Source organism: Vibrio sp. Y176, assembly GCF_033438945.1.
The window spans coordinates 631,680-657,195 of sequence record NZ_JAWOQS010000002.1; the positions used below are offsets into that span (position 1 = coordinate 631,680).

23 protein-coding genes and 1 riboswitch are annotated in these 25,516 nt (G+C 44.8%); of the genes, 13 read left to right on the plus strand and 10 right to left on the minus strand.

The window, feature by feature from the left end; all coding sequences use genetic code 11:
- Positions 1-168 precede the first annotated feature (168 nt).
- Positions 169-933, minus strand: coding sequence for a ferredoxin--NADP reductase (locus R7O13_RS07040; protein WP_005374935.1), 765 nt, complete (start codon positions 931-933; stop codon positions 169-171).
- 210 nt (positions 934-1,143) lie between these two features.
- Between R7O13_RS07040 and R7O13_RS07045 the strand changes: the two genes are divergently transcribed.
- A complete protein-coding gene (locus R7O13_RS07045; protein ID WP_005374933.1) occupies positions 1,144-1,596 on the plus strand; it encodes an acyl-CoA thioesterase in 453 nt (150 codons plus the stop codon).
- Between the two features lie 783 nt (positions 1,597-2,379).
- Here R7O13_RS07045 and R7O13_RS07050 read toward each other — a convergent pair.
- On the minus strand, positions 2,380-2,598 hold the full coding sequence (locus R7O13_RS07050; protein WP_025613103.1) for a VF530 family DNA-binding protein: 219 nt from the start codon (positions 2,596-2,598) through the stop codon (positions 2,380-2,382).
- Between the two features lie 132 nt (positions 2,599-2,730).
- Between R7O13_RS07050 and R7O13_RS07055 the strand changes: the two genes are divergently transcribed.
- Positions 2,731-3,654 (plus strand): LysR family transcriptional regulator, encoded by a 924-nt coding sequence (locus R7O13_RS07055; RefSeq protein WP_005484216.1) that lies wholly within the window; start codon positions 2,731-2,733, stop codon positions 3,652-3,654.
- Here the strand turns inward: R7O13_RS07055 and R7O13_RS07060 are convergent.
- Both R7O13_RS07060 and R7O13_RS07065 read right to left on the minus strand, forming a co-directional pair.
- Complete coding sequence (locus R7O13_RS07060; RefSeq protein ID WP_017634435.1) at positions 3,651-3,941, minus strand: putative quinol monooxygenase; 291 nt, start codon at positions 3,939-3,941, stop codon at positions 3,651-3,653. The two genes, R7O13_RS07055 and R7O13_RS07060, sit on opposite strands and share 4 nt — an antisense overlap.
- 69 nt (positions 3,942-4,010) lie before the next feature.
- Complete coding sequence (locus tag R7O13_RS07065) at positions 4,011-4,664, minus strand: oxygen-insensitive NAD(P)H-dependent nitroreductase NfsB (protein ID WP_005374924.1); 654 nt, start codon at positions 4,662-4,664, stop codon at positions 4,011-4,013.
- 166 nt (positions 4,665-4,830) lie between these two features.
- Between R7O13_RS07065 and R7O13_RS07070 the strand changes: the two genes are divergently transcribed.
- Both R7O13_RS07070 and R7O13_RS07075 read left to right on the plus strand, forming a co-directional pair.
- Positions 4,831-6,294 (plus strand): helix-turn-helix domain-containing protein, encoded by a 1,464-nt coding sequence (locus R7O13_RS07070; protein WP_213867901.1) that lies wholly within the window; start codon positions 4,831-4,833, stop codon positions 6,292-6,294.
- Positions 6,295-6,423: 129 nt separating this feature from the next.
- The gene (locus R7O13_RS07075) at positions 6,424-9,081 is read left to right on the plus strand and encodes an alpha-amylase family glycosyl hydrolase (RefSeq protein WP_213867902.1); all 2,658 of its coding nucleotides are present in this window, start codon (positions 6,424-6,426) and stop codon (positions 9,079-9,081) included.
- Between the two features lie 84 nt (positions 9,082-9,165).
- Here R7O13_RS07075 and R7O13_RS07080 read toward each other — a convergent pair whose 3' ends face one another.
- Positions 9,166-10,323, minus strand: coding sequence for a D-alanyl-D-alanine carboxypeptidase family protein (locus R7O13_RS07080; RefSeq protein ID WP_005462693.1), 1,158 nt, complete (start codon positions 10,321-10,323; stop codon positions 9,166-9,168).
- A gap of 210 nt (positions 10,324-10,533) precedes the next feature.
- Here R7O13_RS07080 and R7O13_RS07085 point away from each other — a divergent pair, with 210 nt between their 5' ends.
- Together R7O13_RS07085 and R7O13_RS07090 are read left to right on the plus strand one after the other, a co-directional pair.
- The gene (locus tag R7O13_RS07085) at positions 10,534-11,829 is read left to right on the plus strand and encodes an alpha/beta fold hydrolase (RefSeq protein WP_318303383.1); all 1,296 of its coding nucleotides are present in this window, start codon (positions 10,534-10,536) and stop codon (positions 11,827-11,829) included.
- 463 nt (positions 11,830-12,292) lie between these two features.
- Positions 12,293-13,273 (plus strand): rhodanese-related sulfurtransferase, encoded by a 981-nt coding sequence (locus R7O13_RS07090; RefSeq protein ID WP_132936263.1) that lies wholly within the window; start codon positions 12,293-12,295, stop codon positions 13,271-13,273.
- A 68-nt stretch (positions 13,274-13,341) separates the two neighbouring features.
- Here the strand turns inward: R7O13_RS07090 and R7O13_RS07095 are convergent, their stop codons facing one another.
- Positions 13,342-13,647: a DUF6482 family protein gene (locus R7O13_RS07095; protein ID WP_005374898.1), complete on the minus strand. Its 306-nt coding sequence runs from the start codon at positions 13,645-13,647 to the stop codon at positions 13,342-13,344.
- A 108-nt stretch (positions 13,648-13,755) separates the two neighbouring features.
- Between R7O13_RS07095 and R7O13_RS07100 the strand changes: the two genes are divergently transcribed.
- The 3 genes from R7O13_RS07100 (at position 13,756) to gbpA (ending at position 17,753) form a co-directional block, all read left to right on the plus strand.
- Complete coding sequence (locus tag R7O13_RS07100) at positions 13,756-15,237, plus strand: deoxyribodipyrimidine photo-lyase (protein WP_318303386.1); 1,482 nt, start codon at positions 13,756-13,758, stop codon at positions 15,235-15,237.
- A gap of 80 nt (positions 15,238-15,317) precedes the next feature.
- Entirely contained in the window at positions 15,318-15,818 is a 501-nt protein-coding gene (locus tag R7O13_RS07105; protein ID WP_062730898.1) for a fasciclin domain-containing protein, read from the plus strand.
- Between the two features lie 272 nt (positions 15,819-16,090).
- Positions 16,091-16,191: riboswitch (cyclic di-GMP riboswitch) on the plus strand.
- Positions 16,192-16,289: 98 nt separating this feature from the next.
- Positions 16,290-17,753, plus strand: a complete 1,464-nt coding sequence (gbpA, locus tag R7O13_RS07110) for an N-acetylglucosamine-binding protein GbpA (protein ID WP_137283003.1) — start codon at positions 16,290-16,292, stop codon at positions 17,751-17,753.
- A 53-nt stretch (positions 17,754-17,806) separates the two neighbouring features.
- On the opposite strand, the gene R7O13_RS07115 is transcribed toward gbpA, so the two are convergent.
- Positions 17,807-18,679 (minus strand): patatin family protein, encoded by an 873-nt coding sequence (locus tag R7O13_RS07115; RefSeq protein WP_017634445.1) that lies wholly within the window; start codon positions 18,677-18,679, stop codon positions 17,807-17,809.
- A 190-nt stretch (positions 18,680-18,869) separates the two neighbouring features.
- Entirely contained in the window at positions 18,870-19,511 is a 642-nt protein-coding gene (locus R7O13_RS07120) for a MarC family protein (protein ID WP_005374889.1), read from the minus strand.
- Between the two features lie 194 nt (positions 19,512-19,705).
- Between R7O13_RS07120 and nfsA the strand changes: the two genes are divergently transcribed.
- The 4 genes from nfsA (at position 19,706) to R7O13_RS07140 (ending at position 24,670) form a co-directional block, all read left to right on the plus strand.
- Positions 19,706-20,428 (plus strand): oxygen-insensitive NADPH nitroreductase, encoded by a 723-nt coding sequence (gene nfsA, locus R7O13_RS07125; protein WP_033906672.1) that lies wholly within the window; start codon positions 19,706-19,708, stop codon positions 20,426-20,428.
- 420 nt (positions 20,429-20,848) lie between these two features.
- Positions 20,849-21,970, plus strand: coding sequence for a polysaccharide export protein (locus tag R7O13_RS07130; RefSeq protein WP_318303389.1), 1,122 nt, complete (start codon positions 20,849-20,851; stop codon positions 21,968-21,970).
- Between the two features lie 69 nt (positions 21,971-22,039).
- Complete coding sequence (locus R7O13_RS07135; RefSeq protein ID WP_064376871.1) at positions 22,040-22,480, plus strand: low molecular weight protein-tyrosine-phosphatase; 441 nt, start codon at positions 22,040-22,042, stop codon at positions 22,478-22,480.
- Positions 22,481-22,510: 30 nt separating this feature from the next.
- Entirely contained in the window at positions 22,511-24,670 is a 2,160-nt protein-coding gene (locus tag R7O13_RS07140; protein WP_318303391.1) for a polysaccharide biosynthesis tyrosine autokinase, read from the plus strand.
- Between the two features lie 65 nt (positions 24,671-24,735).
- Here the strand turns inward: R7O13_RS07140 and R7O13_RS07145 are convergent, their stop codons facing one another.
- The gene (locus tag R7O13_RS07145; protein WP_318303539.1) at positions 24,736-25,107 is read right to left on the minus strand and encodes a hypothetical protein; all 372 of its coding nucleotides are present in this window, start codon (positions 25,105-25,107) and stop codon (positions 24,736-24,738) included.
- A gap of 7 nt (positions 25,108-25,114) precedes the next feature.
- On the minus strand, positions 25,115-25,423 hold the full coding sequence (locus tag R7O13_RS07150) for a monooxygenase (protein WP_318303393.1): 309 nt from the start codon (positions 25,421-25,423) through the stop codon (positions 25,115-25,117).
- Positions 25,424-25,516 lie beyond the last annotated feature (93 nt).

The window sequence follows — 25,516 nt, forward strand, 5'->3', positions numbered from 1 at the left end:
CCTCAATGTAATTGGTTAAGCGAGAATGACTGAGTGTACAGACGCGCAATGGTGAGCGCAGTTTAGGTATTGCCAACATAATATTCAACTAAGAACATACTAAATCGCGGTCGTATCTCAAAAGTAATCATTACATCTTGAGCATAACCGTATCAATTTAACAAAACGCTACCAGTAACGTTCGTAAATGATATTTCCCCCAGTTTGATGGCGATACTTTTCCAAGCCTAGCTCTTGTAAAACGGGCACGGTATCTTTGATCATTTGCGGATTCCCACACATCATGACAAAGCTACGCTGAGCTGAGAATGGCGCATCAGCGGCGTTGGACAGTAAACCCGATTCGATGAGTTCAGGAATTCGGCCTTGTAATTTACCGTCAACCACTTCCCTGCTGACTATCGGTATATACTTTAATCTGCCTTCATATCGTTGCTGAAGCTGTTCAATTAGGTATTTATAAACCAGATCTTTTTCGAAACGAACGGCATGAACCAGCACAATGCGCTCATTGTGAGGCGGTAAGTTTATATCATCCAGCAGCGATAAAAACGGTCCAATCCCCGTACCTGTAGATAGCAGCCACAGGTCATGAGCCTGTTTAGGAATAGAGTCATGGATTAAATCGCCATGTGCGGTGGCACCGACATAAATGCTATCACCAGATTTAAGCTTTTGGAGCCGTGGAGAAAGTTGTCCTTGAGGGTCGGCTACTATTAGAAATTCCAACCAGTCGAATTGCTCGCTTGGTGCATTAACCACAGAGTAAGCACGGCTGATCGGCTTACCTTCATCATCAAGCAAAGCAAGCTTGGTGAATTGGCCAGCTTTAAAGGAAAGAGGCGCGCCAGATATTCTCAAACTGAACAGCTCACCTGTCCAATCAATGCGTTTCTCAACTCTTGCGAGGTTGAAACCTTTGAGTTCAATCATGAGACACCTCCTATCTGGTTACTCTTAGTTAAACTTACGCCTTCAACTCGATTATGTAAAGTTTCTAGTTTACATAATCAAACCACTATTTCATTTCACATTTTAAAAACAATTTTATTACATATTAAATGATTACATCTAGAATAAATGCTCAAAGTGATAAGTAGCGTCGCAATTTGTGGCAAAGCAGATGAAAAAGGAGCTATAAAAATGGACACACTGTTAAAGGACTTTCCCGTTATCACAGAGATAAAAGTCGCATGGGGTGAAATGGATGCTCTGCAACACGTTAATAACGTGGTCTATTTTCGCTACTTCGAGACCGCACGTTTAGATTACTTCAACAAAATTAACCTGCTGGTCGACCTGCAGACCTCGCAAATTGGGCCAGTACTGAGCGAGACTCAATGCCGCTACAAATTGCCTGTTACTTACCCAGACACGCTATTAGTCGGTTCTCGCGTAATCGACATGCAAGAAGATCGCATCACAATGGAGTACCAAGTGCTGAGTAAGAAGTGGGGGAAAATTGCGACCATCGCGACCGCCACTGGTGTGATGTTTGATTTTAAGAACAACGTTAAAGCTGCGATTCCAGATCACGTTCGCCAGTCGATTTTAGACTTGGAAGGAACCGTGGGTAGTACGCATCATTTGGAGTAGCAAGAAACGAGAGATTAAAGGCGAGGTTCCCGACAGCGCTCCTTCATCGCTATCGGGAATGATGCTGAGATACCATTCCAACTTACGCAATAAGAAAACTAGAGTCATTCTAATGAGCCTAAGTGAATCATTCGAAACCTCGCTAAACGTAACAGCAGCGCGACTCTTCCAGCCTACGCGATAAGAAAGCTACGTCATTCTAGCGAGCCATAGCGAGACTAAGAATCTACTTACCGCTTGCTGCAGACCATAAAGCCATGAATAAACTCAATACAATCTGAGAGTAGATTCTGAATCACGCTCGTTCCTCGCGGTTCAGAATGACGGTTCGAGTTTGGCTCTGAGCTCTACAAAACCATCTAAAAAAGCGATTCCAGAAGAACCTAAGTGAGTCACTCGGAATCTCGCTTTAGACGTATCAGCAGACCGACTCTTCCAGCCTACGCGATAAGAAAAGCTGCGTCATTCTAGCGAGACTAAGAATCTACTTGCCGCTTGCTGCAGACCATAAAACCATGAATAAACTCAATACAATCTGAGAGTAGATTCTGAATCACGCTCGTTCCTCGCGGTTCAGAATGACGGTTCGAGTTTGACTCTGACCTCTACAAAACCATCTAAAAAAGCGATTCCAGACAAGCCTAAGTGACCATCCGAAATCTCGCTTGAGACGCATCAGCAGCGCGACTCTTCCAGCCTACGCGATAAGAAAAGCTGCGTCATTCTAGCGAGCCAAAGCGAGACTAAGAATCTACTTACCGCTTGCTGCAGACCATAGAGCGGTTAGCAGAATGTCTCGATGTACAGCGCTTCCACCTTATCTCTGGCCCATTGCGTTTTGCGCAGGAACTTCAGCGACGATTTGATTGAAGGATCTTTCTTGAAACAGTTCACACGAACGCGCTCATACATGCCATTCCAACCAAAGTGTTCAACTAGTCGGGTGACGATTTTCTCTAAACTCAACCCGTGAAGTGGGTTATTCGGCTGATGTTGGCTCATGCTATTGATCCGGTAAAGTGAAGTTGCGCGCTAATCTAACTCAAACTCGCCGTGCAACCTAATGTTTTAACCTTGAATTGGCCTACGACTCTCCCCTATAGTAGCCCAAACTTCATAAAAGCCCTTTTCACGATGAAAGCCCTCAACGACCTCAATATTTTTGTCGAAACAGCGCGCCAAGGCAGCTTTTCAAAAGCCGCTAACAGCATGGACATGACACCAGCCGCCATTAGCGCATCGATTAAGCGTCTTGAAGGGCAAATCGGTTTCCCGTTGTTTGTGCGTTCCACCCGAAGCCTGCGTTTAACCTCAGAGGGCGAACTGTTTTTAGACAAAACCACGCAAGCGTTGGCAACATTGCAAGAGGGGTTGGATCAGATCTCAAGTGCGCGCGGGGAGTTGTCTGGTCAGCTGCACATTACTGCACCCTCCGATTTTGGTCGCAATATGTTGCTCGATTGGGTGGATGAGTTCATCGATCTCTACCCAAATGTTTCCATTAAACTAGAGCTGTCCGATAGCTTGACGGATATGTACACCAAGCCTGTCGATATTGCGATTCGCTACGGCGAACCGGCCGACTCCAATCTGGTCGTATTGGCATTGTGTGGGTCAAACGAACGGATATTATGTGCATCGCCAGAGTACGTAGCTACACATCCAGAACTCACCTCTCCTGCCGATTTAACGCAACACAATTGTTTGTGCTATATGGTCGCGGATTCGGTCTACAACAAATGGACGCTCACGCGTGACGGCGAGAAAGAACAAGTCGTGGTCAGCGGTAACTTGATGAGCAACGATAGTGACTTGCCACATCGATTAGCGATCAAAGGCAAAGGCATTGCGAATAAATCATTGATGGACATTAGCCGAGACTTAATCGAGGGAAGATTGGTACGAGTGTTACCAGAGTGGGATTGCGGCCCAGTGCCGCTCTACATGGTATGTGCCGATCGTCGATTATTGACGCCAACGATTCGGACTTTCCGCGACTTTATCCAACAAAAATGCTGCCAGCAACGCGCCAACGTGCTGGCAACCTTCTGTCATTAGGCGATAAATCGAAGAGGACGAATCTGGGTATATTCAACCCAATCATTCTCTTCCAATGTTTCAAGAAACGTCGCCATATGCGGGCTTTGCAAATGCTTATCCAAGGCCTCTTGCGATGCCCAGATTTCTTGGAACATAAATAGGCCATCAACTTTTTCGTCGAGATACAACTCGTATTGGCAACAGCCTTCTTCTTGACGAGTTGGCTCTAGTAAACCAGCAAGCAAATTCACCACCTGATCCTTACTATCTGGATAGGCTTTCACTTCTGCGACTAAGTGGATCATCGTTTTATCACTCTTTTGCGATTTATATATTGATTACGGGGTTCTACGTCACCTGTAAGTAAGCTCGAATTAGATCTCGGTGAATACGGTTTCTGCGTCCCAGCGAGACTTTGGCGTTTTCGCGTTGAAGTCATCTTCCGCGTGGTAGCCAAGCGGCACGATCACAACACTGGTATAACCTTTTTCACGCAAGCCAAATTCTTCATCCAGCACTTTTGGATCAAACCCTTCAATTGGTACTGCATCGATTTCTAACGTCGAAGCACCCAACAGCAACGTACCCACGTTGAGGTAAACTTGTTTCTCCATCCAATGGTTTGCATCTTTCAGATCAAAACGGTGCATGTTCACAAAGTAGCTACGACCACCGCGTACAGCCGCTTTCGCTTCTTCAGTTGGGAATCGACCATCTTTTTCTTCTTGCACCATTAGCGCTTCAATGTAGTCGTTATCAATGCCTGTTTTCGCACAAAACACCAATACGTGAGAAGCGTTGAGAATCTTCGCCGCGTTAAACGCGTAGTTCTCTTGCGCCGCTTTAGCGATGCGCTGTTTGCCTTCTTCTGTGCTTGCCAGAATGAAATGCCAAGGCTGGGAGTTCACACTCGATGGACTAAAACGAATCAGCTCTTTAACTGCATCGATTTTTTCTTGAGGTAGCTTGCGCGTTGGGTCAAACACTTTCGTTGAGTAACGAGATTTTGCAGCTTGTACGATATCCATGAGGTTCTCCAATTAATGAATTTAAGCTGTGTAACAGCATAACCTCATGAGATAAAGGGAAAAACCGATTTCGATTAAAAACATTTTCAAAATAAATTTGAAAATAAAAGATAAGAAAGGCTTTGAACGTTCTCACTGAACTTCTTCATCTTTTCAGCAATAATGCATGTTTGCTCGCAACCAAACTCAACTCATGCTGCCTCAAGATAACGTTATTACATCCTTTCTGTGCAAAAAGCTCGGTCACAATCACCTTCGAATTGCCGGCGAATATTGGCACATTGAGAAGTTGGTGGCCTTGCAATGCATGATGTTGAAAGAAGCGCCTAACCTCCAAGAAGGGCTGCTTTGGTGGAGTAAAAGTGTCTCATTATTCGACCGCCGTTTGTACGTCACATTGCAACATGGTGATGCCCAAATCCATCTGCAAGTCGAATGCAGAACAGCCGATATGCCAAATTGGGCGGAGTCGGTGTTTGGCTTGCTCAAAATGCAATTGGAAATGCTTGAGCTAAGCGAATCAATACAGGTACAAATTCAAGCAAGCAATCCACTCGCGGCCGATATTTTTCTAGAGGAAACGCAAGATTCTAAAACGAGTTCAAACGTGTTTGACTTGGTGAAACATGTTTATTTGCTGCTTTCTCACCAGCCAATTGAACAACCAGAATTACTGAGTGTTTTGAACGCCTTGTTCATCAAAAACAGCAATTACGCGCTCAAGTTAGAGCAAGCGGCAAGGCAACTGGGCGTCTCCAAACGCACCTTGCAACGTCGACTGCAAGAGAAGCAAATGAGCTACTCTCAATGCGTTGATTTCGCTAAAAGAAAGCAAGCACTCACTTTGCTTGCCGACACCCAACTCACAACGCAGCAAATCGCCTATCAACTTGGTTACGAAGAACCATCGAACTTTCACCGCACTTTTCGTCGTTGGTATCCGTTTTCCCCCATGCAGTATCGCCAACAATGTTTGGATAACCGAACTCAACTAAATCAACAACCGATCCGCTTGTACTACGCCAAAGCCAATACCTTCGACGATAACCACATCGACCAACCTGTCGGCAAAATATGGATGGAAGTGGACAATATTGCGTTTGAAAAAGTGGTCTCGGTAGAATGCCGTGACCGTGATGGCGCATGGCGGCGCTATCCCGCCTTCTTCGAGCGTTTTTTAAGTCATGGCACCGAACTCTGGGCGACGACCGAACTTCCGGTGGCGCATCCCCTTACCTTTCGCCTGTGTTATGAAGTCGATGGGGAACGTTACATTGAGAATAACCACCAGCGTGATTATGTGGTTTCTAAGGGGCTTTTAATTGGCGCAACGGAATATATTGTCCCGACTCGGCAGCTTATTAATATTGGGGCGCAATACACGCTCTTTATCGAACTGGCATGCCGACTTGAAAACGTTGTGAGGATTGACTGTTACGCCGATGATGACCCCACACCTCACGCAATGCGCTTGACCCAACACTCGCAACATTATGCTTGTTGGGTGCTGCAATTATCGCTCACTCAAACTGCAAAGCAGTGCCGTTTCCGCCTTTATGATGAATCCGACAACGAGCTCGCGAAAGAGCATTACCCGATACAATATCCTATTGTGCAACCGCTCAATTAAAACTGTCGGTCAGATCAAAACCATCACTTCGTGACATCATTTCACGTCTTTTTTGGCGTGAGATGACACTCTCAATTTCAAACCTTTACTTTATCGTTTCTGCATTGCTGCATAACGGAGGCAAAAACTGTGTTTGAAACTCTACCTAACCCAATGAATAAAATAAAAATACTTCCTTTAGCGATCGCTCTTGCTCTTTCTGGCTGTGGAAGCGACGAAACCACACCAGTCGATACAGGCAGCCACGTGGCATCTCCTGATTGGCAAGATCAAATCATTTACTTCCTGATGATCGACCGTTTTAACGACGGCGACAGCGCTCTTAATGATCAAGGGCAAAACGAATTCGATCCGACTTCGGATAAAAAATTTAGCGGCGGCGACCTCGTTGGTGTGAGTGATAAGTTAAGCTACATCGAAGATCTCGGTGCCACATCGATCTGGATTACTCCGCCAGTTGCTAACCAATGGTGGGATGCAGAGCAAAACTACGGCGGCTACCACGGGTACTGGGCGCGCGATTTCCAAAAAGTGGATGAGCACTTTGGTGACATGGAAAGCTACCAAGCGTTAGCACGCGAAGTGCATGCGCGTAACATGTTCTTAATTCAGGACATCGTGACCAACCATGTAGGCAACTTCTTCACCTACGATGATCCTTACAGTTATGATCCAAGCCTACCTTGCCAAGGCTTCCGTTTGATTAAAAATGCACTACCCGCCGGGCAAGAACTGCCGTACCCACTCAACATGAACGAGTGTAAAACAGACGGCACAGGCAGCTACCACTGGACGCCAACCGTCACCGACCACAACGATCCGGTACAAGAAAAAACCTGGCAACTCTCTGATTTGGATGACCTTAATACGTCCGATCCTGAAGTACGCGCTTATCTAAAAGAGAGCTACCGAAAATGGATTCGCGAAGTCGGCGTCGACGGATTCCGTATCGATACGGTGAAGTTTGTTGAGCACGATTTCTGGAACGACTTCCTGCACGCCGACGATGGTGTGATGACTCAAGCGGTTGATACCGGTCGTGACAACTTCCTCACTTTTGGTGAAGTATTCGAAACATCGACGCCTTACCACACCGAAGGCGAAGAGAAGATGCTGACTTACATCGGCGAAAGCGGCTCGCCGGAGCAGTTAACCTCGGTGTTGAACTTCCCATTGCAAGCAACCATGACTCGCGTGTTTGCAGCAGGACAACCGACCGATTACCTACGCTTCCGTCTTGAAAAAATGATGGCGATGTTCCCGAATCCATACATCATGCCGAACTTCATTGATAACCACGATATGCCACGTTTTCTATCACAAGGCAGTGTCAATGATATGAAGCAAGCGCTGATCACAATGATGGCTGTGCCGGGTATCCCTGTGATTTACCAAGGGACAGAACAGGCGATGTCAGCGGCGCGCGATGCGATGTTCGCCGGAGGGTACCGTGAAGATGGCAACTACGTAGACTCGTTCGACCAAAACAGTGAGATGTACTTGTTTATTCAAGAACTTGCCAAGCTACGCACTGAAAACAAAGTCATGACACGTGGTGAAATAAAAGTGATTGGCAGCGATAAAGCGGGCGCGGGCGTGTTCGCCTTTACTCGAACGTTGGATAACGACGAAGTCTTGGTTGTGATGAATACATCCAACTCGCCGATGTTGATGAACCAACTCGATGTAGAACAAGTTGGTGGCACCGTCTTCAAACAACAAATCATGTCGAACTGGGTAGACGCTCCAGAGCAGTTAATCGCAGATGAAAACGGTCACGTAACCCTTGAGCTACCAGCCAAATCTGCCGTGATTTACTCAAAAACTAACGATACCCAATCGGTAGATACCCCAGACCTCAACATCCAACTGGCGCAGGATTGGGAAGGAAAAACCATCACTGGTGATATTGTTATCGCGGGTAGTGCGAACGCCAACGAGAAGTTGAACCTCGTCGTCGATGGTAACTTGGAAACAGCGCAAACCATTACTGTAGGTGCTGATGGTCAGTTTAGTGTCACGCTGTCGACTCGTCATTTTGCGATTGGCGAGCAACAGCACCGCTTCGCGATTTATTCCACCGAGAAAAAAGCAGGCATCGAGGACGTGAATTTTGTCTCCAACCTAAGCTGGTCAAACACGCCGGACGACACCATTGATGATGCGGGCGATGCACAAGACGGCGTGGGCGGCCCAAACGGCAACTACTCATTACCAACCGATCCAACGTTCGACAAAGACAACAGCCAACTCGCGATCAACAAAGCAGAAGTGTTTACCGTTGGCAGTAACGTACGTTTGACCTTCACTATGGACAAAATCACCGACACTTGGTTGCCACCAAACGGCTTCGACCACGTGGGTTTCACCATCTTTATTGATTTACCGGAAGAAGCCGCAACCAACTTGTCTGAGCTACCGAAGATCAACGCTTCTATGCCAAGCGGAACCTGGAGTCGTAATGCGGTTGTTTTTGGCTGGCAAAGCTCGATTTACAACACCCAAGGTGCAAACGCGACAACATGGGGCGAAGCCGTTACACCCGCACCAACAGTGACAGTAGACAAAGCCAACAACACCATTTCAATGGACTTTGCCAGCGATGCACTAGGCCGCCCAGATTCGCTCGATGGAATCCGATTCTATGTCACGACTTGGGACTTAGACGGCCTTTCGGCAACTTACCGTCCGCTAGAACAAGACAAAGGCCCTTGGAACTTCTCCGGTGGCGCATCGGATGAAAGTAAGATTTGGGATGACTTACCAATCATCACCTTGTCGGAATAAACCGTTAAATAAAACACCGCCCAGCGTTTAGCTGGGTGGCCATCAACAAAAGAATGCAGAAAGACACTTCTGCTCGTTTTTATTCTAGTTAAAGAACGATTTCACCCACAGCACCAGACTGTCCCAAAGCTGACCGAACCACGAGCCCTCTTCTACCGCTTGGCTGCTGACCAAGGGATAACTCGCCACGGTACTGTCATCGCTTTTCCAAACGACCTTACCAATCTCATCTCCTTGCGCGATCGGCGCAATCAACGGTTCATTTAGCACCACACTCTTATCAAGCCCAGCCGTCATTGAACGAGGCAGAGTGAGATAGGCATCTTTAGCAAAGATCGCCTCAACTTGATTGGTATTTCCCTTCCAAACGCGAACTTTAGACTCAACTTGGCCTTGCTTAGCAACTTGCTTGGTGTCATAAAAACGAAAACCATAGCTGAGTAGATTCTTCGATTGGCTGATCCGAGCCTGTTTACTTGGCGTGCCCATCACCACCGAGATAAGGCGCATTCTTCCTTCTTTGGCCGAGCTCACCAAGCTGTATCCGGCATTGCTGGTGTAGCCGGTTTTGCCCCCGTCGACATCAATGGAATTGTCCCACAACAACTTATTGCGGTTGTACTGCGTAATGTCGTTCCACTTGAAGACTTTCTCGCTGTATAGCGCATACACATCGGGAACATCGCTGATGATCGACTGCATGAGTTTTGCCATATCGGTTGGTGAGGTTTGGATGCCATCACTATCAAGACCATGGGAGTTCACAAAATAGGTGTCTTGCAGTCCTAATTTCTCCGCCCAACCGTTCATCAAGGCGACAAAGCCGCGTTCACTGCCTGCAACGTGCTCAGCCAGTGCAACGCACGCGTCATTTCCTGATTGGATGATCACGCCGCGCATTAAGTTCGCAACGCTAATTTCATCTTTCGGTTTGATGAACATTTTAGAAGAACCGGGAAACTTGGCCGACCACGCGTTTTCGCTCACGGTGACAACATCATCCCATTTCAAACGCCCCGCTTTGATTTCTTGTCCAACTACATAAGCGGTCATCAACTTGGTTAAACTCGCCGGAGCAAGGCCTGCTCGCCCGTTATGCTCGGCAATAATGGCACCGGATTGAAAGTCCATTAATACGTAGCCTTTTGCCTGTAACTGAGGTGGGTTGGGCGTAACAACGGCAAAAGTAGGTACGCTTATTAAACAAGTCACAATTGTCCATCGAGCCAGTGACACTTTCATCCGACTTCCTCCATGCTCTTACTTTGTCGTAACTCTATTGAGCATAGCTCACTCAACCAGTTGCACCAGTCGCTAATCGTTTCATTTTCTTGAACTTACATTGATTTGACCAAGGTATAGAACTGAAGAGGCAATTGGGAAATAGCGTTGGTTCTTCGCGCCATTCGCAGTAAAGTAGCGCTACCCCTCAATAAGGAAATAAAGATAACAATGAACGCTCAATCATTTATCGACGCAGGATTGCATTACACTCCCCACAGTTTTACCGTTCCTCTGGATTACCAAGACGCAAGCAAAGGCACCATTAGAGTCTTCGCCCGTTCGGTTTGCCTAGTTGGCGATGAAGAATCGACCAAACCTTGGTTGGTTTACTTTCAGGGCGGGCCTGGCTTTCCCTCTCCACGTCAAAACGGCAATAATGGCTGGGTAAAACGCGCCCTGCAAGAGTACCGAGTTTTGCTTCTCGACCAGCGCGGTACGGGCAACAGCAGCGTAATTAATCACCAGACGCTTGCTCACCTCACGCCAGAGCAACAAGCAGACTACTTGAGCCGCTTCCGAGCGGATAACATCGTGCGCGACGCGGAATACATTCGTGAGCAATTTGGCGTCGAAAAATGGGCGATCTTAGGTCAAAGCTTTGGTGGTTTTTGCTCCCTCACCTATTTGTCTTTGTTCCCAGACCGCTTGCTACAAAGCTACATCACAGGTGGCGTGCCATCAGTCTCGCGTCATGCCGACGATGTGTATGAAGCCACTTTCAAACGCACCATGGAGAAAAACCAAGCGTTCTTCCAACAATTTCCCAATGCACAGCAACTTTGCCAAAACATTGCGAATCACTTGCTAGAAAATGAAGAGTACCTACCAAATGGTCAACGCTTCACGGTGGAACAATTTCAACAAATCGGCATCAACTTTGGTGTGAGTGATACTTTCTTACCAACTTACTATTGGCTAGAAAGCGCGTTGATTGAAGTGAACGGCAAACCACAACTTCGTTATGAGTTCTTAAACGATATGTTGGCGCAGCAAAACTTCCAAACCAACCCGATCTACGCCATTTTGCATGAATCGATTTACTGTCAAAGCTTCGCGTCGAATTGGAGTGCGCACCGCGTTCGCCAAACCCGATCAGAGTTTAATTATGAATCTGGCAAGCCATTTTACTTTACGGGGGAAATGGTCTTCCCATGGATGTTCGACCAATACGTTAACCTCAAACCACTAAAAGACACCGCAGAAATATTGGCAGCGAAAGAAGATTGGGCTGCGCTGTACGATCAAACACAATTGGCTCAAAACAAAGTGCCTGTCAGTTGCGCCGTTTACGCCGATGATATGTTTGTTGAAATGGATATCAGTCGAGAGACGCTCGCGTTAATACCAAATTCAAAAGCGTGGATCACCAATGAGTACGAGCACAACGGTTTACGTGCCGACGGTGAACGTATTCTCGATAGGCTCATAGCCATGGGCAAACAGACCGCAGCTACGTTGAAATAAGCCCGGCAGAAATTAGAAATACGCCTTTTCAGTATGTGGTGAAAAGGCGTTTATAGCGGTTTATGAACAATGGCGATCAGTCATTCACTCTTTATCCCTAAACCTTTATCCCTCACCACCTCATGTATAAAACTGCGACATGTCCTTTCCTTGTCAATGACTCCGGTGATTACTTGGTGCTTCTTGCGCCTAACTTTTTTGAAGGGCCTAAAAGAGAATAACAGCATAAATTTAAACCAAAAGTATCGGCTCCAACCTACCTAACCCACTATAATTAATGCTTATAATTTGAACACATAGCGACTTCACCTGCGGACATGCTCCCCCTATCAAAGACCGCCAGGCCCCGCCTACTCATAATATCCGTATAATTTGTCCGTATTTCCGACTAGTTTAGTCAGGTATACTTCGTGCCGCTAAAATTTTAAGGTCGTTGACCACCTGTATTTTTAAAGGAAACCTCATGAGTCAGTATGTAGTTTGTGCGCTGTACAAGTTTGTTGAGCTGAATAACTATCGAGAGCTACGCGAGCCATTACTTGCGTTGATGGAAAAACACCATATTCGCGGAACATTACTACTGGCAAGTGAAGGTATCAACGGTACTGTTGCATCTGATCGTGCAGGTATTGATACGCTACTGGAGTGGCTAAACAACGAACCTCGTTTGACTGGCACCGTATACAAAGAGTCGTATTCTGAGACCCAGCCATTCAATCGCACCAAAGTGAAATTGAAAAAAGAGATCGTAACATTAGGTGTTGAAGGTATAGACCCTCGCCACGTAGTGGGTACTTACGTGAAACCTCAAGAGTGGAACGATCTTATTGCTGATCCTGAAGTGTTTGTTGTCGATACACGTAATGATTACGAAATCGAGATCGGGACATTCAAAGGCGCTGTAAACCCAAATACTGAAACCTTTCGTGAATTCCCAGACTATGTAAAAGAAAACATGGACCCGGCAAAACACAAGAAAGTTGCGATGTTCTGTACCGGTGGTATCCGCTGCGAAAAATCAACGGCTTACATGAAAGAACAGGGCTTTGATGAGGTCTACCACCTAGAAGGCGGCATTCTTAAATATCTTGAAGAAGTTCCTCAAGAAGAGAGCATGTGGGAAGGCGATTGTTACGTATTTGACGGGCGTGTTGCCGTGAACCACCAGCTAGAAAAAGCAGATTACGATTTATGTAACGCTTGTCGTCTACCGATCACTGAAGAAGACAAACAGTCAGAATTGTTCGAGCAAGGCGTGAGCTGTCCAAAATGTCACGGCACACACTCAGAAGAACAAATTGCTCGATTCCGCGAGCGTGAAAAACAAGTTGTTCTTGCAGAGCAGCGAGGCGAGCAGCATGTTGGTGGTGAAAGTGCCAAGCAAAGAGAAGCCCGACGTGCCGCTAAGTACGCGCAAAAAGAAGCGCAGCGTAAACAAGACTAAGCCCAACTCTCCTTATATTTAGCGAGCTGCCGTAAGGTGGCTCGCTTTTACTACGCACCAATACTCTTTCAATACAATTTTGTATCCCTCACCAATACCTCTAGTTGATTGTCTCTTTTGCCTTCGGGTAGCCCCACCATTTCATCATAAGCACTTTGATGTACTAAAACCTGCTTATTTGCTTTGATATTCCTGCACTTCTTTTGCATCTCGATCAGGGAATGAGCCCTCAAAAAGATACCGTTGTCATCAGTGATAAATTGCGCTTCTCCATCAATCACGACAGATGCCTGGTACAATGCGAGATCAAGCGAATGAATGACCAATTTGTCTACATAGAAGTATTTTTGTAACTTACTCAATGGTATTGCCATGTGTCACCTCCCTGAAAGTTACCTCTACGTTTTGTAGAATAAAACCGATCATTGGATGAGATTTCTTCGGTTTACTTGCGTACAACATCGGAAACAAAGAGGATTCCGATGCAAACAATCAATGTCGTGTGGTTAAAGCGAGATTTAAGGCTGACTGACCATCAACCACTAACTCAAGCATTATCAACAAAGCACCCAACTGTGCTTTTGTATATTGTTGAACCATTGCTATTGAACAACCCACACTATTCTGAGCGCCACTGGCGATTTGTTTGGCAATCACTGCAAGACATGGATGAAACGCTCAAAGCGTATGGGCATCGAATCACGGTGCTGTTTGACGATGCCTTAGCATGTTTCCAATCAATTCAAGCGCAATATCAAATCAACGCTGTTTTTTCTCACCAAGAAATAGGACTCAACTGCACCTTTGAACGAGACCGACAAGTTGCCGCTTGGCTGTATGAGCAGAACATCGACTGGTTTGAATTCGAACACGGTGCTGTAATCAGAGGTGCAATAAACCGGCAAGGTTGGGACAAACATTGGGACTCTGTCATGAGAGCCTCAATAAGCCCTATTGAGCTCCAAACCGACTTATTGCATTCACCGGATGCAGAAGCTCTCGGCTGTTCGTTTTCGCCACCATCATCCTGGCTATCAAAATGCAAAGGAATGCAAACGGGAGGAAGCCGGCTCGCTTGGAAAACACTAGAGGACTTTTTCCATCGTCGAGGTCGTGATTACTATCGAAGCATTTCTAGTCCCACAGCCTCACGCACAGCCTGTACTCGACTTTCTCCATATCTCGCTTGGGGTAACATATCCTTGCGTGAAGTTTATCAATACCTTTTGAAACACTGGCAAGTCGCTGGGTTTCGTCGCAGCTTAATTGCATTGTCTTCACGGCTTCATTGGCACTGTCACTTCATCCAAAAATTCGAATCGGAATACGACATGGAGTTTTACTGCGTTAATCGGGCTTACGAACCATTGATTAAACAAAGTAGTACTTTCGATGAAGAAAAGTTAGCAGCATGGAAATCCGGGCATACTGGCGTACCTTTGATTGATGCCTGCATGCGCTGTTTGCACCACACTGGTTACATTAACTTTCGCATGCGTGCCATGCTGGTTAGCTTTCTTACTCACCACATGAACATGAATTGGCGAGTAGGTGTAACGCATTTAGCGCAACTGTTTCTCGACTTTGAGCCCGGAATTCATTACCCACAATTCCAAATGCAAGCAGGAGTAACCGGGACTAACACAATCCGTATTTATAATCCGATCAAGCAAGCCCAAGAACATGATCCTGACGGCACGTTCATCTACAAGTGGGTACCTGGATTGCAAATGGTTCCTCCCCCTCTTTTATTCGAGCCTTGGACAATGACCCAGATGGAAGCTGTCATGTATCAGTTGCAGCCAGATAGCCGTTACCTTGCACCTATTATCACACCAGACAACGCAGCTAAGGCAGCAAGAGAGCGCTTATGGACGTGGCGGAAACGAGCCGATGTGAAACAAGAAGGCAGACGAATTCTTGCGCGACATGTTAGACCCTCAAAAGAAAGTAGGACGCGATGATCATCTCTCAATCACAATGCGTACAAATGCAAACACACTCCAGGGAACCCGTTGTACCCTCAACTAGTAAGGAACACATTATGTTCAAACGTATCTTAGTTATCGCGGCGACACTGATGGCGACGTTATTTTTTATGCTTCCCGTCAAGGCTCATGAGCATGGCATGATGAAAGCCGATATTGTCGACGTTGCCGCTGAAAACGGCTCTTTCAATACGCTTGTTGCTGCGGTAAAAGCAGCGGGCTTGGTTGACACTCTCAAAGGGGAAGGCCCATTTACTGTTTTTGCACCAACGGATGACGCTTTTGCAAAACTGCCAGACGGCACAGTCGACATGCTCTTAATGCCGGAAAACAAAGACAAGTTAGTATCTGTTTTGACTTATCACGTCGTCCCAGGGAAAGTGATGGCTGCCGATGTTGTTAAGCTAGACAAAGCGACTACGGTTCAGGGGCAAGATGTGATGATTAAAACCATGGGCGATAAAGTCATGGTTAACGATGCAAATGTCATTGCAACCGATGTGAAAGCTAAAAACGGTGTCATTCACGTGATTGATACTGTCATCATGCCGAAATAACACCATTCAAAGGGCGGGACACTCCGCCCTTTAGACAGAACTTCTTCCACCCTTAGCACGATTCCTCTCCACTTATCCCCAACAAACCTCCATTCATTCACCGTGGCTATAAAAAAGATAAAAACAAAATTAAAATCAATATCTTGCAAGACGACACTGCACAATATTGACGAGGTTAAGATATCGTTATCTTTCAATTTGAGAACAGGATTCCATGTCAGTGACGTTTACTTTTCCACATGTAAATTCTTAAGCTAAATTTTGGCTGCTCAATCACATTTCGGCAAACCATTCGAAAGGGTGGGACGCAAAGCTTCCGGTCTGTCAGCATTTAAAAATCTAAAAGAATGCTCATGATAGCGGGGTTACCATGACGCAGTGTTACAGAAGTCCAATTTCTGTAGCGTTGCTTTATGCTCAGCATGCGCCGGGGTGTGACACTAGTTTGTCAGCCATAACAGAGGACATGTGATGAAATCATTTCCAACCAAATCCGTACTCGCGTTAGCACTTGCAAGCATTAGCTCAGGTGCTGCGGCTCACGGTTATGTATCAGAAACCAATGGTGGTGTCGCTGCAAGTCGCTCGGCACTATGTAAGTATCCAACGCCAGATACTAACGAAAAAAATAATAACTGCGGTGCGATTCAATATGAACCGCAAAGCGTTGAAGGCCCTGATGGCTTTCCCGAAACAGGGCCTCGCGATGGTAAAATAGCGAGTGCCGAAACCGCTTTAGCAGCCGCCCTTGATGAGCAAACTGCCGACCGTTGGGTAAAACGCCCTATTCAAGCAGGTACACAAACTTTTGAATGGACATTTACCGCTAACCACGTGACGCGCGACTGGAAATATTACATCACCAAGCCTGATTGGAACCCAAACGCTTCACTATCACGAGACTCTTTTGATCTAACTCCTTTCTGTGTCGTCGACGGCAATATGGTTCAACCCCCGAAACAGGTAAGCCATCAATGTAATGTGCCTACTCGCGAGGGATACCATGTCATCCTGGCAGTATGGGATGTTGGCGACACTGCAGCCTCATTTTATAACGTGATCGATGTGAAATTTGATGGTGACAGTCCCGTTATTCCAGATTGGAAGCAAGGCGGTCAAATTATTCCTACAATGGATTTAAATATTGGGGATTCGGTTTATACGCGCGTATTTGATCAAGCAGGTGAAAACATAGCGTATAGAACTGAACTAGAAATTACCGATGCAGCAATGGGCCAAGCGAAAAACTGGTCTTACGCACTCGCGACTAAGCTAAACCAAGAACAAGCAAAACTGCAAGCCGGGCAGTATGCAGAGGATAAATTCACTCCTGTTTATGGTACTAATCCGGTGTATCTGCAAGCAAATAGCGGCCTTGAGCGAGTAGAGATCGGCTATAACATTGAAACTCCTGTTCCAGAATACTCACTCACAGTAGATGGCTTAGCAGACGAATATATCATTGAGTCAACACCGACAACGTTGGATCTGACACTAACTGCTGAAGGCGATTTAAATGCAGAACTCACCGTTTACAATCACCATCGCGAACCACTTGCAAGTTGGGCAAACGAAATGAAAGACGGCTCGGTAGAGGCGATATCGCTCGCTTTAAGTAAATCGGAGCCGGGTCACCATATGCTCGTAACACGTATTAAGGATAAAGATGGCAACTTGGTGGATCAGCAAACACTCGACTTTCACTTAAAAGAAGAGTCAGTTACTCCACCACCATCTGATGAGTACGATTTTGTCTTCCCTGAAGGACTATCTAGCTACACGGCGGGCACAAAAGTGCTTGCCAGCGACGGGGGCATTTATCAATGTAAACCTTTCCCATACTCTGGTTACTGTATGCAGTGGAAAGAAAGCGCAAATCATTACGAGCCTGGAATAGGTTCACACTGGGAGATGGCTTGGGATAAAGTCAACTAAATCACCCTTTGAACGTTAAGTAAAAAGAGCCTCACTATGAGGCTCTTTTATAATCAAACGCAAAAATGACAATTTTCCCGGTCTAAACCATGAACACCAGATAAACTAGTGAGATGCGCTCGCCCCTCAATCAGCCCCATTTCATACCCTTCTAGTAAAACGGATTGTCGCATTGATAAGCGCTGAACATGAAAATTATCTGGTGGGGCAATTACCCTAACATGTGTTCCTGGTGGAGGGTTACGAATAAACTCTAATGATTGATTATAGTTATCTGCACGTCTTAACATCGCATCCGCCATTTTGGGGTGCTCCGCAAACAGTTTCTTCATCAGCCATGTGGTCTTAACTGGCTTTTTGGCATAATTCAGCGGGTGAGAGAGTACTACGGTTATGTCGCGAGCCCCTCGACGATAAGCCTCACGCACTGGTATAGAGTCAGCGACCCCACCATCGGTATAACAACCGCCAGAAAAACAAGGGGTATGCTTGTAGGCAATCGGCAATGCTGTTGTCGCTTCAATCGCATGGTGAAAATTATCACGTGTCACGCGATAGTAATCTGCTTGCCCTGTATCTACATTTGTTGTCGCTGCGAGAAAAGGAACGCCATTAAACAGTTTATTTTCATCGACGGGATACAAGCGATTAGATTCTTCAAACAGCCACTTCACATCAATGAGGTCCCCACCTTTAACGAAGCGAGTTGGGTCAAAAAAGCGTTTGCTTGTGGCCAGCTTAGTAATGACGTTAATACTGCGATGCGGGTAGTCGGTCAAATACCCAATCAAATTTGATGCACCAGCAGATACACCGATTGCAAAATCAAACGGTTTATAACTCTGCTCTAAAAACGCATCTAACACTCCGCTTGCGAAGACGCCTCGCATCGCGCCACCTTCTACTACAATTGCTTTTGTTGCCATATTTCCCCCATTCTCCTTGCCAAAAGAGTAATGAAATTCGTGCAATCACAACAATTGAATATTCTTATTATTGAAATAGGTGAAGTCTATTTATTTCTCTCTTAGAAAATGAAAACTAAAGTTCAAAAAATCCGTACCCGTTAGAAATGTAATTGCGGGCTTAACCAAGGTGGCAAAGTCTAAGAGAAATCTAGGAGAAAACCGTTTTATAGGCTTCGCCCGCGCCATCAATGAACATTTGAGTACCAATAACCGCTAGAATTAAGCCCATCATTTTAGTCACAACATTTAGAGCACTTGGTCCAACCGCTTTGACCAATTTGTCTCCAAATAAAAACAGTACATAGGTGATCACACAGAGGACAGCGAAAGAAACGATAGTAATAATGGTTTGATCGAAACCACCCGCTGTCGCAAAGTTCATCGCGGTAGCAATCGTTCCAGGCCCAGCTAATATTGGCATCGCCAGTGGAGACACTGCAATACTCAATGCCGCCCGTTGCTGAGCTGGTGAATACGCCTTCTCTTTGGTTTTCTGATGCGTCGAATCACCTTGAAGCATGTTAAAACCTATCAAAAACACCAAAATGCCGCCTGTTATTCGCAATGCATAAAGCGTGATACCAAACAAATCAAAAATTAACTTACCGGCAATAGAAAATATCGCGATGATAATAAATGCAATAAAAACCGAGCGGAGCGCAATGGAACGGATGGTTTCTTTATCTTCATCAGCAGTTAAACTCAAAAAGATGGGAATATTGGCGATAGGGTTCATGATGGCAAAGAAGCCCATAAACACCGTAACTGTATGAACAATGAGTTCTTTCATATTTTCCACTGCATTTAAATTATTGATTCTAAAAACAGTATATACGCTCTCAAACAGAACGAGTGGTGTATTCTCGATTCGTCTTCACACTTATGCACCAAGCATTGTTTTTCTTTTGAGATAGTTTACCGACTCATCAAATGTCGCTAAGGTGAGTCTTCAGCCTTTAACGTAACAGGGGATGTTAAGTCACCATGAACAGCACGATTCAAACAATTCTCAATCACCGCTCAATTCGAAAATTCACCTCACAACCGATTGAGAGCGAACAATTAGATGCCATTCTTCAAGCCGGCCTTGCGGCGTCCTCATCAAGCATGTTGCAAGTCGTTTCAATTATCCGCGTGACCGACAAAGAAAAACGTACGCTATTAGCTCAATATGCCGGAAATCAAGGGTACGTTGAAAGCGCGGCTGAGTTTTTGGTGTTTTGCATTGATTACCAACGCCACGCCAGTATCAACCCAGATGTTCAAGCTGACTTTACCGAGTTAACGCTAATAGGCGCTGTAGACTCGGGCATCATGGCACAAAATTGCTTGCTTGCGGCGGAGTCGATGGGACTAGGAGGTGTGTATATTGGTGGTTTACGAAACAATGCCCAAAAAGTAGACGAATTATTAGGTTTACCCAAAAATACTGCCATTTTATTTGGTATGTGTCTTGGTCATCCAGATCAAGCCCCTGAAGTAAAACCTCGCCTACCTAAGCATGTCGTGGTGCATGAGAATCAGTATCAAGACCTAAACTTGGATGATATTCAGACGTATGACCAAACTATGCAAAACTACTATGCAAACCGTTCGAGCAATCAAAAACAGAGTACTTGGTCGCAAGAAGTCACCAGTAAACTGGCTGGCGAATCACGTCCGCACATCCTTCCGTATTTGAATGGGAAGGGGTTAGCGAAGAAGTGACCATGTCGAAAGACAACAAAACAAAAAAACGAGATATGAGTCACATTTTTAATAATCCTATTTAATACAACGAGATAATTAGTCGGTAAATTTTCTTGGTTGTATTTTAGAAAGAAAACACTATATATAGAGCTAATAAACAAAATTTGAGCTAATTGAACAAGTTTTTTATCCGCAATATGAAATCTTGTAAGTGAAAACATAAAAATACGATATTTATTTGGACACTTGCTGCATTACTGTCTATTGCTCTAACCATTGAAATTCATTAGAGTTCATGCCTCCAGATGCAATCAATCCCTTATTGAGCGCTTTATAAATAGAAGAAGATGGTGCTTATAAGGTTATGTTGTGAAGTCTTTTCTGGAAAAGAATGTTGCTACCAGCAACTCGCTCTTTACGTCAGATGAATGAAAAAACATGAATTTCAAACATAAAAAGCTAGCTAGTTTAGTGCTTTCCTCAGTACTTCTTTCTGGATGTACTGTACCCGGTAGTCACCTTTCCACAGATGGAAAAAACTTCGTCGAAGACAGCAATGTTAGTCGCACTTCTGATTTCAATGTTTTTCCACTTACACTTGATAAAGTATCTGAACTTAAAAGTTTGGGGATAGAAGCCAAATCCAACCCTGAACTAGATCGCCAACTTAGCGCTTATGAGTATGAGGTTGGCCCTGGAGATATACTAAACATTACTATTTGGGATCACCCAGAACTAACTATTCCTGCTGGTTCTTATCGCAGCTCTGCTGAAGCGGGGAATTGGGTACATGCTGATGGTACTATCTTCTATCCATATATAGGTATTGTTGAAGTTGCGGGTAAAAACGTTCGTCAAATTCGTGCTGATATTTCTCGCCGATTAGCAAAGTACATAGAAAGTCCTCAAGTGGATGTCAGCGTAGCAGCTTTTCGTTCGAAAAAATCCTACATTACTGGTGAAGTAAGTAATCCTGGACAACAACCAATCACCAACATCCCACTCACCTTGTTAGATGCAATTAACCGTGCAGGTGGATTAGCCGAAAACGCCGACTGGAAAAATGTAACACTGACAAGAAACGGCATAGTTGAAAACATATCTCTTTATGCGCTGATGCAAGAAGGCGACCTCACTGAAAATAGGCTACTTCAACCAGGTGATATCATCCATGTGCCAAGAAATGATTCACAAAAGGTTTTCGTTATGGGTGAAGTTAACGATCCTAAACTACTGAAAATAGATCGCGCTGGCATGAGCCTTACGGAAGCTCTGAGCAACGTTGGCGGTATTAATCAGATATCAGCGGATGCGACAGGTGTATTCGTAATTAGGAGGTCACAAGACGCAGGTTCACTGGGCGACATATATCAACTTGATGTCTCCGATGCGGCAGCGCTCGTTATTGGTACTGAATTTGCTCTGAAACCGTATGACATCGTTTATGTCACTGCGGCGCCTATCAGTCGTTGGAATCGCGTTATTGCACAACTAGTACCTACCATCTCAGGCTTCAATGAACTTACAGAAGGCGTCCTTCGAGTCAGGACTTGGCCATAGAAAAAGCATTCTGAAGGGCTTGTTTGAACACAAACAAGTCATTCAAACGTTGTCTATAAGGAGCAAAACATGTTTTCGAACATTCTTGTCGTGTGTGTAGGTAATATTTGTCGCTCTCCCACAGGAGAGCGGTTACTACAGCAACTACTCCCAGATAAACAGATTTCTTCGGCGGGTATTGCCGTAGAAAAAAGTCGCCTAACCGGAAAGCCAGCAGATGAAACCGCCAGACTTGTCGCGTCAGAACGTGGTATCTACCTGCTAGACCACAAAGCGCAGCAGCTAACCGCTAAGTTGTGCGCAAAACAAGACCTAATATTGGTGATGGAACAAGGTCATATCGATGCTTTGACGGAGCTGGTACCAGAGGCTAGAGGTAAAGCAATGTTATTTGGTCACTGGATAGGTTCCGTGGATATTCCAGATCCATACAGACAGAGTAGAGAAGCCTTTGAGCATGCATTATCTCTGATTGAAAATGCTGCTCATGCATGGGCAAAAAAAATATAAATTCAGATCACTTGGCGAAATTAAAAAATAATGGCTAACCAAACAATACAACCATCTGCTCTTGCTGATGATGAGATCGACCTAGGCAAGCTCTTCGGCATATTGATAGACGCGAAATGGTTTATCATCAGTATTACACTCTTTTTTGCAACATTAGGTATCGCGGTCGCGTTGCTATCAACTCCGATTTACAAAGCCGACGCGTTAATACAAATCGAAAAGAAAAGTTCAGGTGGTATTTCGGCGATGGTCGGTGACATGGGAGAACTCTTTTCTGCCGAATCATCTGCAACTACAGAAATTGAAATAATTAAATCGAGAATGATTCTTGGCGATACCGTTGATAAGTTTAACTTAACAACCATTGCCACTCCTGATTACTTACCTTTTGTTGGTAAAGGTCTAGCACGAATCAACGGTACTCAAAACTACATTTCTTTGACCACGTTTGAAGTACCTCGAACGGCTAAAGGATTATCTCATCAACTGATTGCTACAGACACCGAGAAAGGTCAATTCAGCTTGATGCTTGAAGACCAAATGGTACTTTCTGGTTCAGTTGGTCAACTAATTGAGATGAATGGCTATCGTGTAAAAGTGAACCAGCTCAATGCTCAAAATGAAGATACTTTTACAATAAGTAAAATAAGCAAGTTAGATGCTATCAACAAGTTAGCCTCACAACTTTCTATTTCAGAGAGAGGTAGCCAAACAGGTATTGTATCTCTAAGTATTGAAGGTGAATACCCAGACCACAATCAGCTTGTTTTAAATGATGTTGTTCAAAACTATTTTTTGCAGAATGTTAGAAGAAACTCAGCTGAAGCTGAGCAGAGCCTCAACTTCCTTAAAGGTCATTTACCCGAGATTAAGGACAAGCTAACTATTTCAGAAGATACATTGAACAGTTTTAGACAAGAAAACGAATCTATCGATTTAAATCTCGAAGCACAATCTACTCTAAAAGTGATGGTGGCACTTGAAGCCCAACTTAATGAGCTAACATTTAAAGAAAGTGAAATCAGTCAAAAATTCACCCAAGACCACCCAGCTTATAAATCGCTGTTAGACAAACGTCAGACATTACTACAAGAGAAAGAGCGTCTTAACAAACAAGTTCAAAAACTGCCAAAAACACAGCGCGAAGTCTTGCGTATGACTCGTGATGTCGAAGTAAACCAGCAAATCTACATCCAACTTTTGAATAAAGTTCAAGAGCTAAATATCATAAAAGCTGGCACCGTAGGTAATGTGCGTATTATTGACAACGCACAATCTTACGCAATTCCTATTAAACCGAAAAAACCTTTGATTGTAGTTTTGGCTACTCTTCTAGGAGGCATGGTAGCTGTCGCATTTGTTCTGGTAAAAACCGCGTTTCATCGTGGAGTGACTTCTCCTGATGTAATTGAGCAAACTGGAATATCTGTATATGCAAGTGTTCCAAAATCGGCACAACAATTGGAAGTTGCGAACAAGCTAAAACGTAAAAACAACAAAGACTTACTTCTTTTAGCAAATGCCAATCCAGCAGATCTATCAATTGAAGCACTACGTGGACTTCGAACCAGCTTACACTTCGCAATGTTGGAAGCCAAAAACAATGTCTTAATGATTTCAGGCCCAGCGCCTTCCATTGGTAAGACGTTCGTATCAACCAACTTTGCTGCAGTTGCGGCTAAAACGGGTCAAAAAGTCCTTTTGGTGGATGCTGACATGCGAAAAGGTTATTTACAGCAATGTTTTGGCCTCACAGCAGAGCAAGGGTTATCTGACTTACTAAGTGGAAAAATTGATCGAGCAACCGCAATCAAGCCAAGTCAAGTTGAAAACTTGGATGTGGTTACTCGTGGTCAAGTACCACCAAATCCATCAGAGCTTTTGATGCATCCACGATTTGTTGAATTTGTAGAACAAGTATCAAAAGAATACGATCTAATCATCATCGATACACCGCCTGTACTTGCAGTAACGGATCCAAGCATCGTTGGTGCACTTGCTGGCACCACATTGATGGTAGCTCGCTTCGACCAAACGACATTGAAAGAAATTGAGGTAGCACGTGGTCGCTTCGAGCAATCAGGCGTTGAAGTTAAAGGGGTGATTCTCAATGCAGTTGAGAAAAAAGCATCTAACTCATACGGCTATGGATACGGCTACTATAACTACGCGTACAAAAGCGAATCATAACTTGAATTTAGATCGCTAATTAAACCAAATATGACAAAGCCCTGCTAGAAACAGCAGGGCTTTTTCTATTGCACTCTTAATTGCTTGTACGTAATCAAACTAAGCAAGACAAAGAATATTGGGTCACTCCAACCAAAACCGACAAATACTCCGATAATGCCGGCATAGGTAGTAATCACTGCCCCTAAGCCATTAGTAATCAATAATGCTTTAAACAGCTGTTTCGCGGTATGCCCTGATTCCACATTACGTAACATCAAACGCACCGCAGCGATTCCACCTAAAAAGATCGAAGTATGCTGCGATAAAAACAGCGCGTACTGGTCGTTAATTTGTACTCCATAGATCGGCCACATTATGGTTGGTACAAAAAACAACGCAAAAGCGAATACCGTATATACGACACCATGAACGGTTAGAAAAGTGCGGTTGGTCATCATCTCCTTATCCTCTAATAGGCCCTTGATTGAGCGTAGTTAACGGCACATTGATATCGAAAATTTGACCTCGTACTTCGACTACGCCCATTTTTCGTAAGCGTGCGGCATGCATTTCGAGATAAGCTTGCGCCGTGGCTTCATCTTCAAAAAGATAGATACCACCACCGAGTTTGTCTTTTTCGCTTTCCGTCCAGATTTTCCAAATCATGCCCGGCTCTGGGTTAATCGACTTAGCTAAGTCGACCAGAGCATTCGACATCTCGTCACCAAACGGACCATGAAATTCAAAATCAACTTGCAATAATTTCGCCATCTTGAGTCTCCTCTTCTTATTGACTCGTTTTCGATGACAAGATTATTACCTTTATAAAACTGACAGAAAAGTTCATAATTTCGCCATTAACTG

Excerpts from the sequence above, each read along its gene's own strand:
- R7O13_RS07040 (WP_005374935.1), bottom strand. The coding sequence starts at position 933 with ATGATTGAACTCAAAGGTTTCAACCTCGCAAGAGTTGAGAAACGCATT.
- R7O13_RS07045 (WP_005374933.1), top strand. The coding sequence starts at position 1,144 with ATGGACACACTGTTAAAGGACTTTCCCGTTATCACAGAGATAAAAGTC.
- R7O13_RS07050 (WP_025613103.1), bottom strand. The coding sequence starts at position 2,598 with ATGAGCCAACATCAGCCGAATAACCCACTTCACGGGTTGAGTTTAGAG.
- R7O13_RS07055 (WP_005484216.1), top strand. The coding sequence starts at position 2,731 with ATGAAAGCCCTCAACGACCTCAATATTTTTGTCGAAACAGCGCGCCAA.
- R7O13_RS07060 (WP_017634435.1), bottom strand. The coding sequence starts at position 3,941 with ATGATCCACTTAGTCGCAGAAGTGAAAGCCTATCCAGATAGTAAGGAT.
- R7O13_RS07065 (WP_005374924.1), bottom strand. The coding sequence starts at position 4,664 with ATGGATATCGTACAAGCTGCAAAATCTCGTTACTCAACGAAAGTGTTT.
- R7O13_RS07070 (WP_213867901.1), top strand. The coding sequence starts at position 4,831 with ATGTTTGCTCGCAACCAAACTCAACTCATGCTGCCTCAAGATAACGTT.
- R7O13_RS07080 (WP_005462693.1), bottom strand. The coding sequence starts at position 10,323 with ATGAAAGTGTCACTGGCTCGATGGACAATTGTGACTTGTTTAATAAGC.
- R7O13_RS07085 (WP_318303383.1), top strand. The coding sequence starts at position 10,534 with ATGAACGCTCAATCATTTATCGACGCAGGATTGCATTACACTCCCCAC.
- R7O13_RS07090 (WP_132936263.1), top strand. The coding sequence starts at position 12,293 with ATGAGTCAGTATGTAGTTTGTGCGCTGTACAAGTTTGTTGAGCTGAAT.
- R7O13_RS07095 (WP_005374898.1), bottom strand. The coding sequence starts at position 13,647 with ATGGCAATACCATTGAGTAAGTTACAAAAATACTTCTATGTAGACAAA.
- R7O13_RS07100 (WP_318303386.1), top strand. The coding sequence starts at position 13,756 with ATGCAAACAATCAATGTCGTGTGGTTAAAGCGAGATTTAAGGCTGACT.
- R7O13_RS07105 (WP_062730898.1), top strand. The coding sequence starts at position 15,318 with ATGTTCAAACGTATCTTAGTTATCGCGGCGACACTGATGGCGACGTTA.
- gbpA (WP_137283003.1), top strand. The coding sequence starts at position 16,290 with ATGAAATCATTTCCAACCAAATCCGTACTCGCGTTAGCACTTGCAAGC.
- R7O13_RS07115 (WP_017634445.1), bottom strand. The coding sequence starts at position 18,679 with ATGGCAACAAAAGCAATTGTAGTAGAAGGTGGCGCGATGCGAGGCGTC.
- R7O13_RS07120 (WP_005374889.1), bottom strand. The coding sequence starts at position 19,511 with ATGAAAGAACTCATTGTTCATACAGTTACGGTGTTTATGGGCTTCTTT.
- nfsA (WP_033906672.1), top strand. The coding sequence starts at position 19,706 with ATGAACAGCACGATTCAAACAATTCTCAATCACCGCTCAATTCGAAAA.
- R7O13_RS07130 (WP_318303389.1), top strand. The coding sequence starts at position 20,849 with ATGAATTTCAAACATAAAAAGCTAGCTAGTTTAGTGCTTTCCTCAGTA.
- R7O13_RS07135 (WP_064376871.1), top strand. The coding sequence starts at position 22,040 with ATGTTTTCGAACATTCTTGTCGTGTGTGTAGGTAATATTTGTCGCTCT.
- R7O13_RS07140 (WP_318303391.1), top strand. The coding sequence starts at position 22,511 with ATGGCTAACCAAACAATACAACCATCTGCTCTTGCTGATGATGAGATC.
- R7O13_RS07145 (WP_318303539.1), bottom strand. The coding sequence starts at position 25,107 with ATGACCAACCGCACTTTTCTAACCGTTCATGGTGTCGTATATACGGTA.
- R7O13_RS07150 (WP_318303393.1), bottom strand. The coding sequence starts at position 25,423 with ATGGCGAAATTATTGCAAGTTGATTTTGAATTTCATGGTCCGTTTGGT.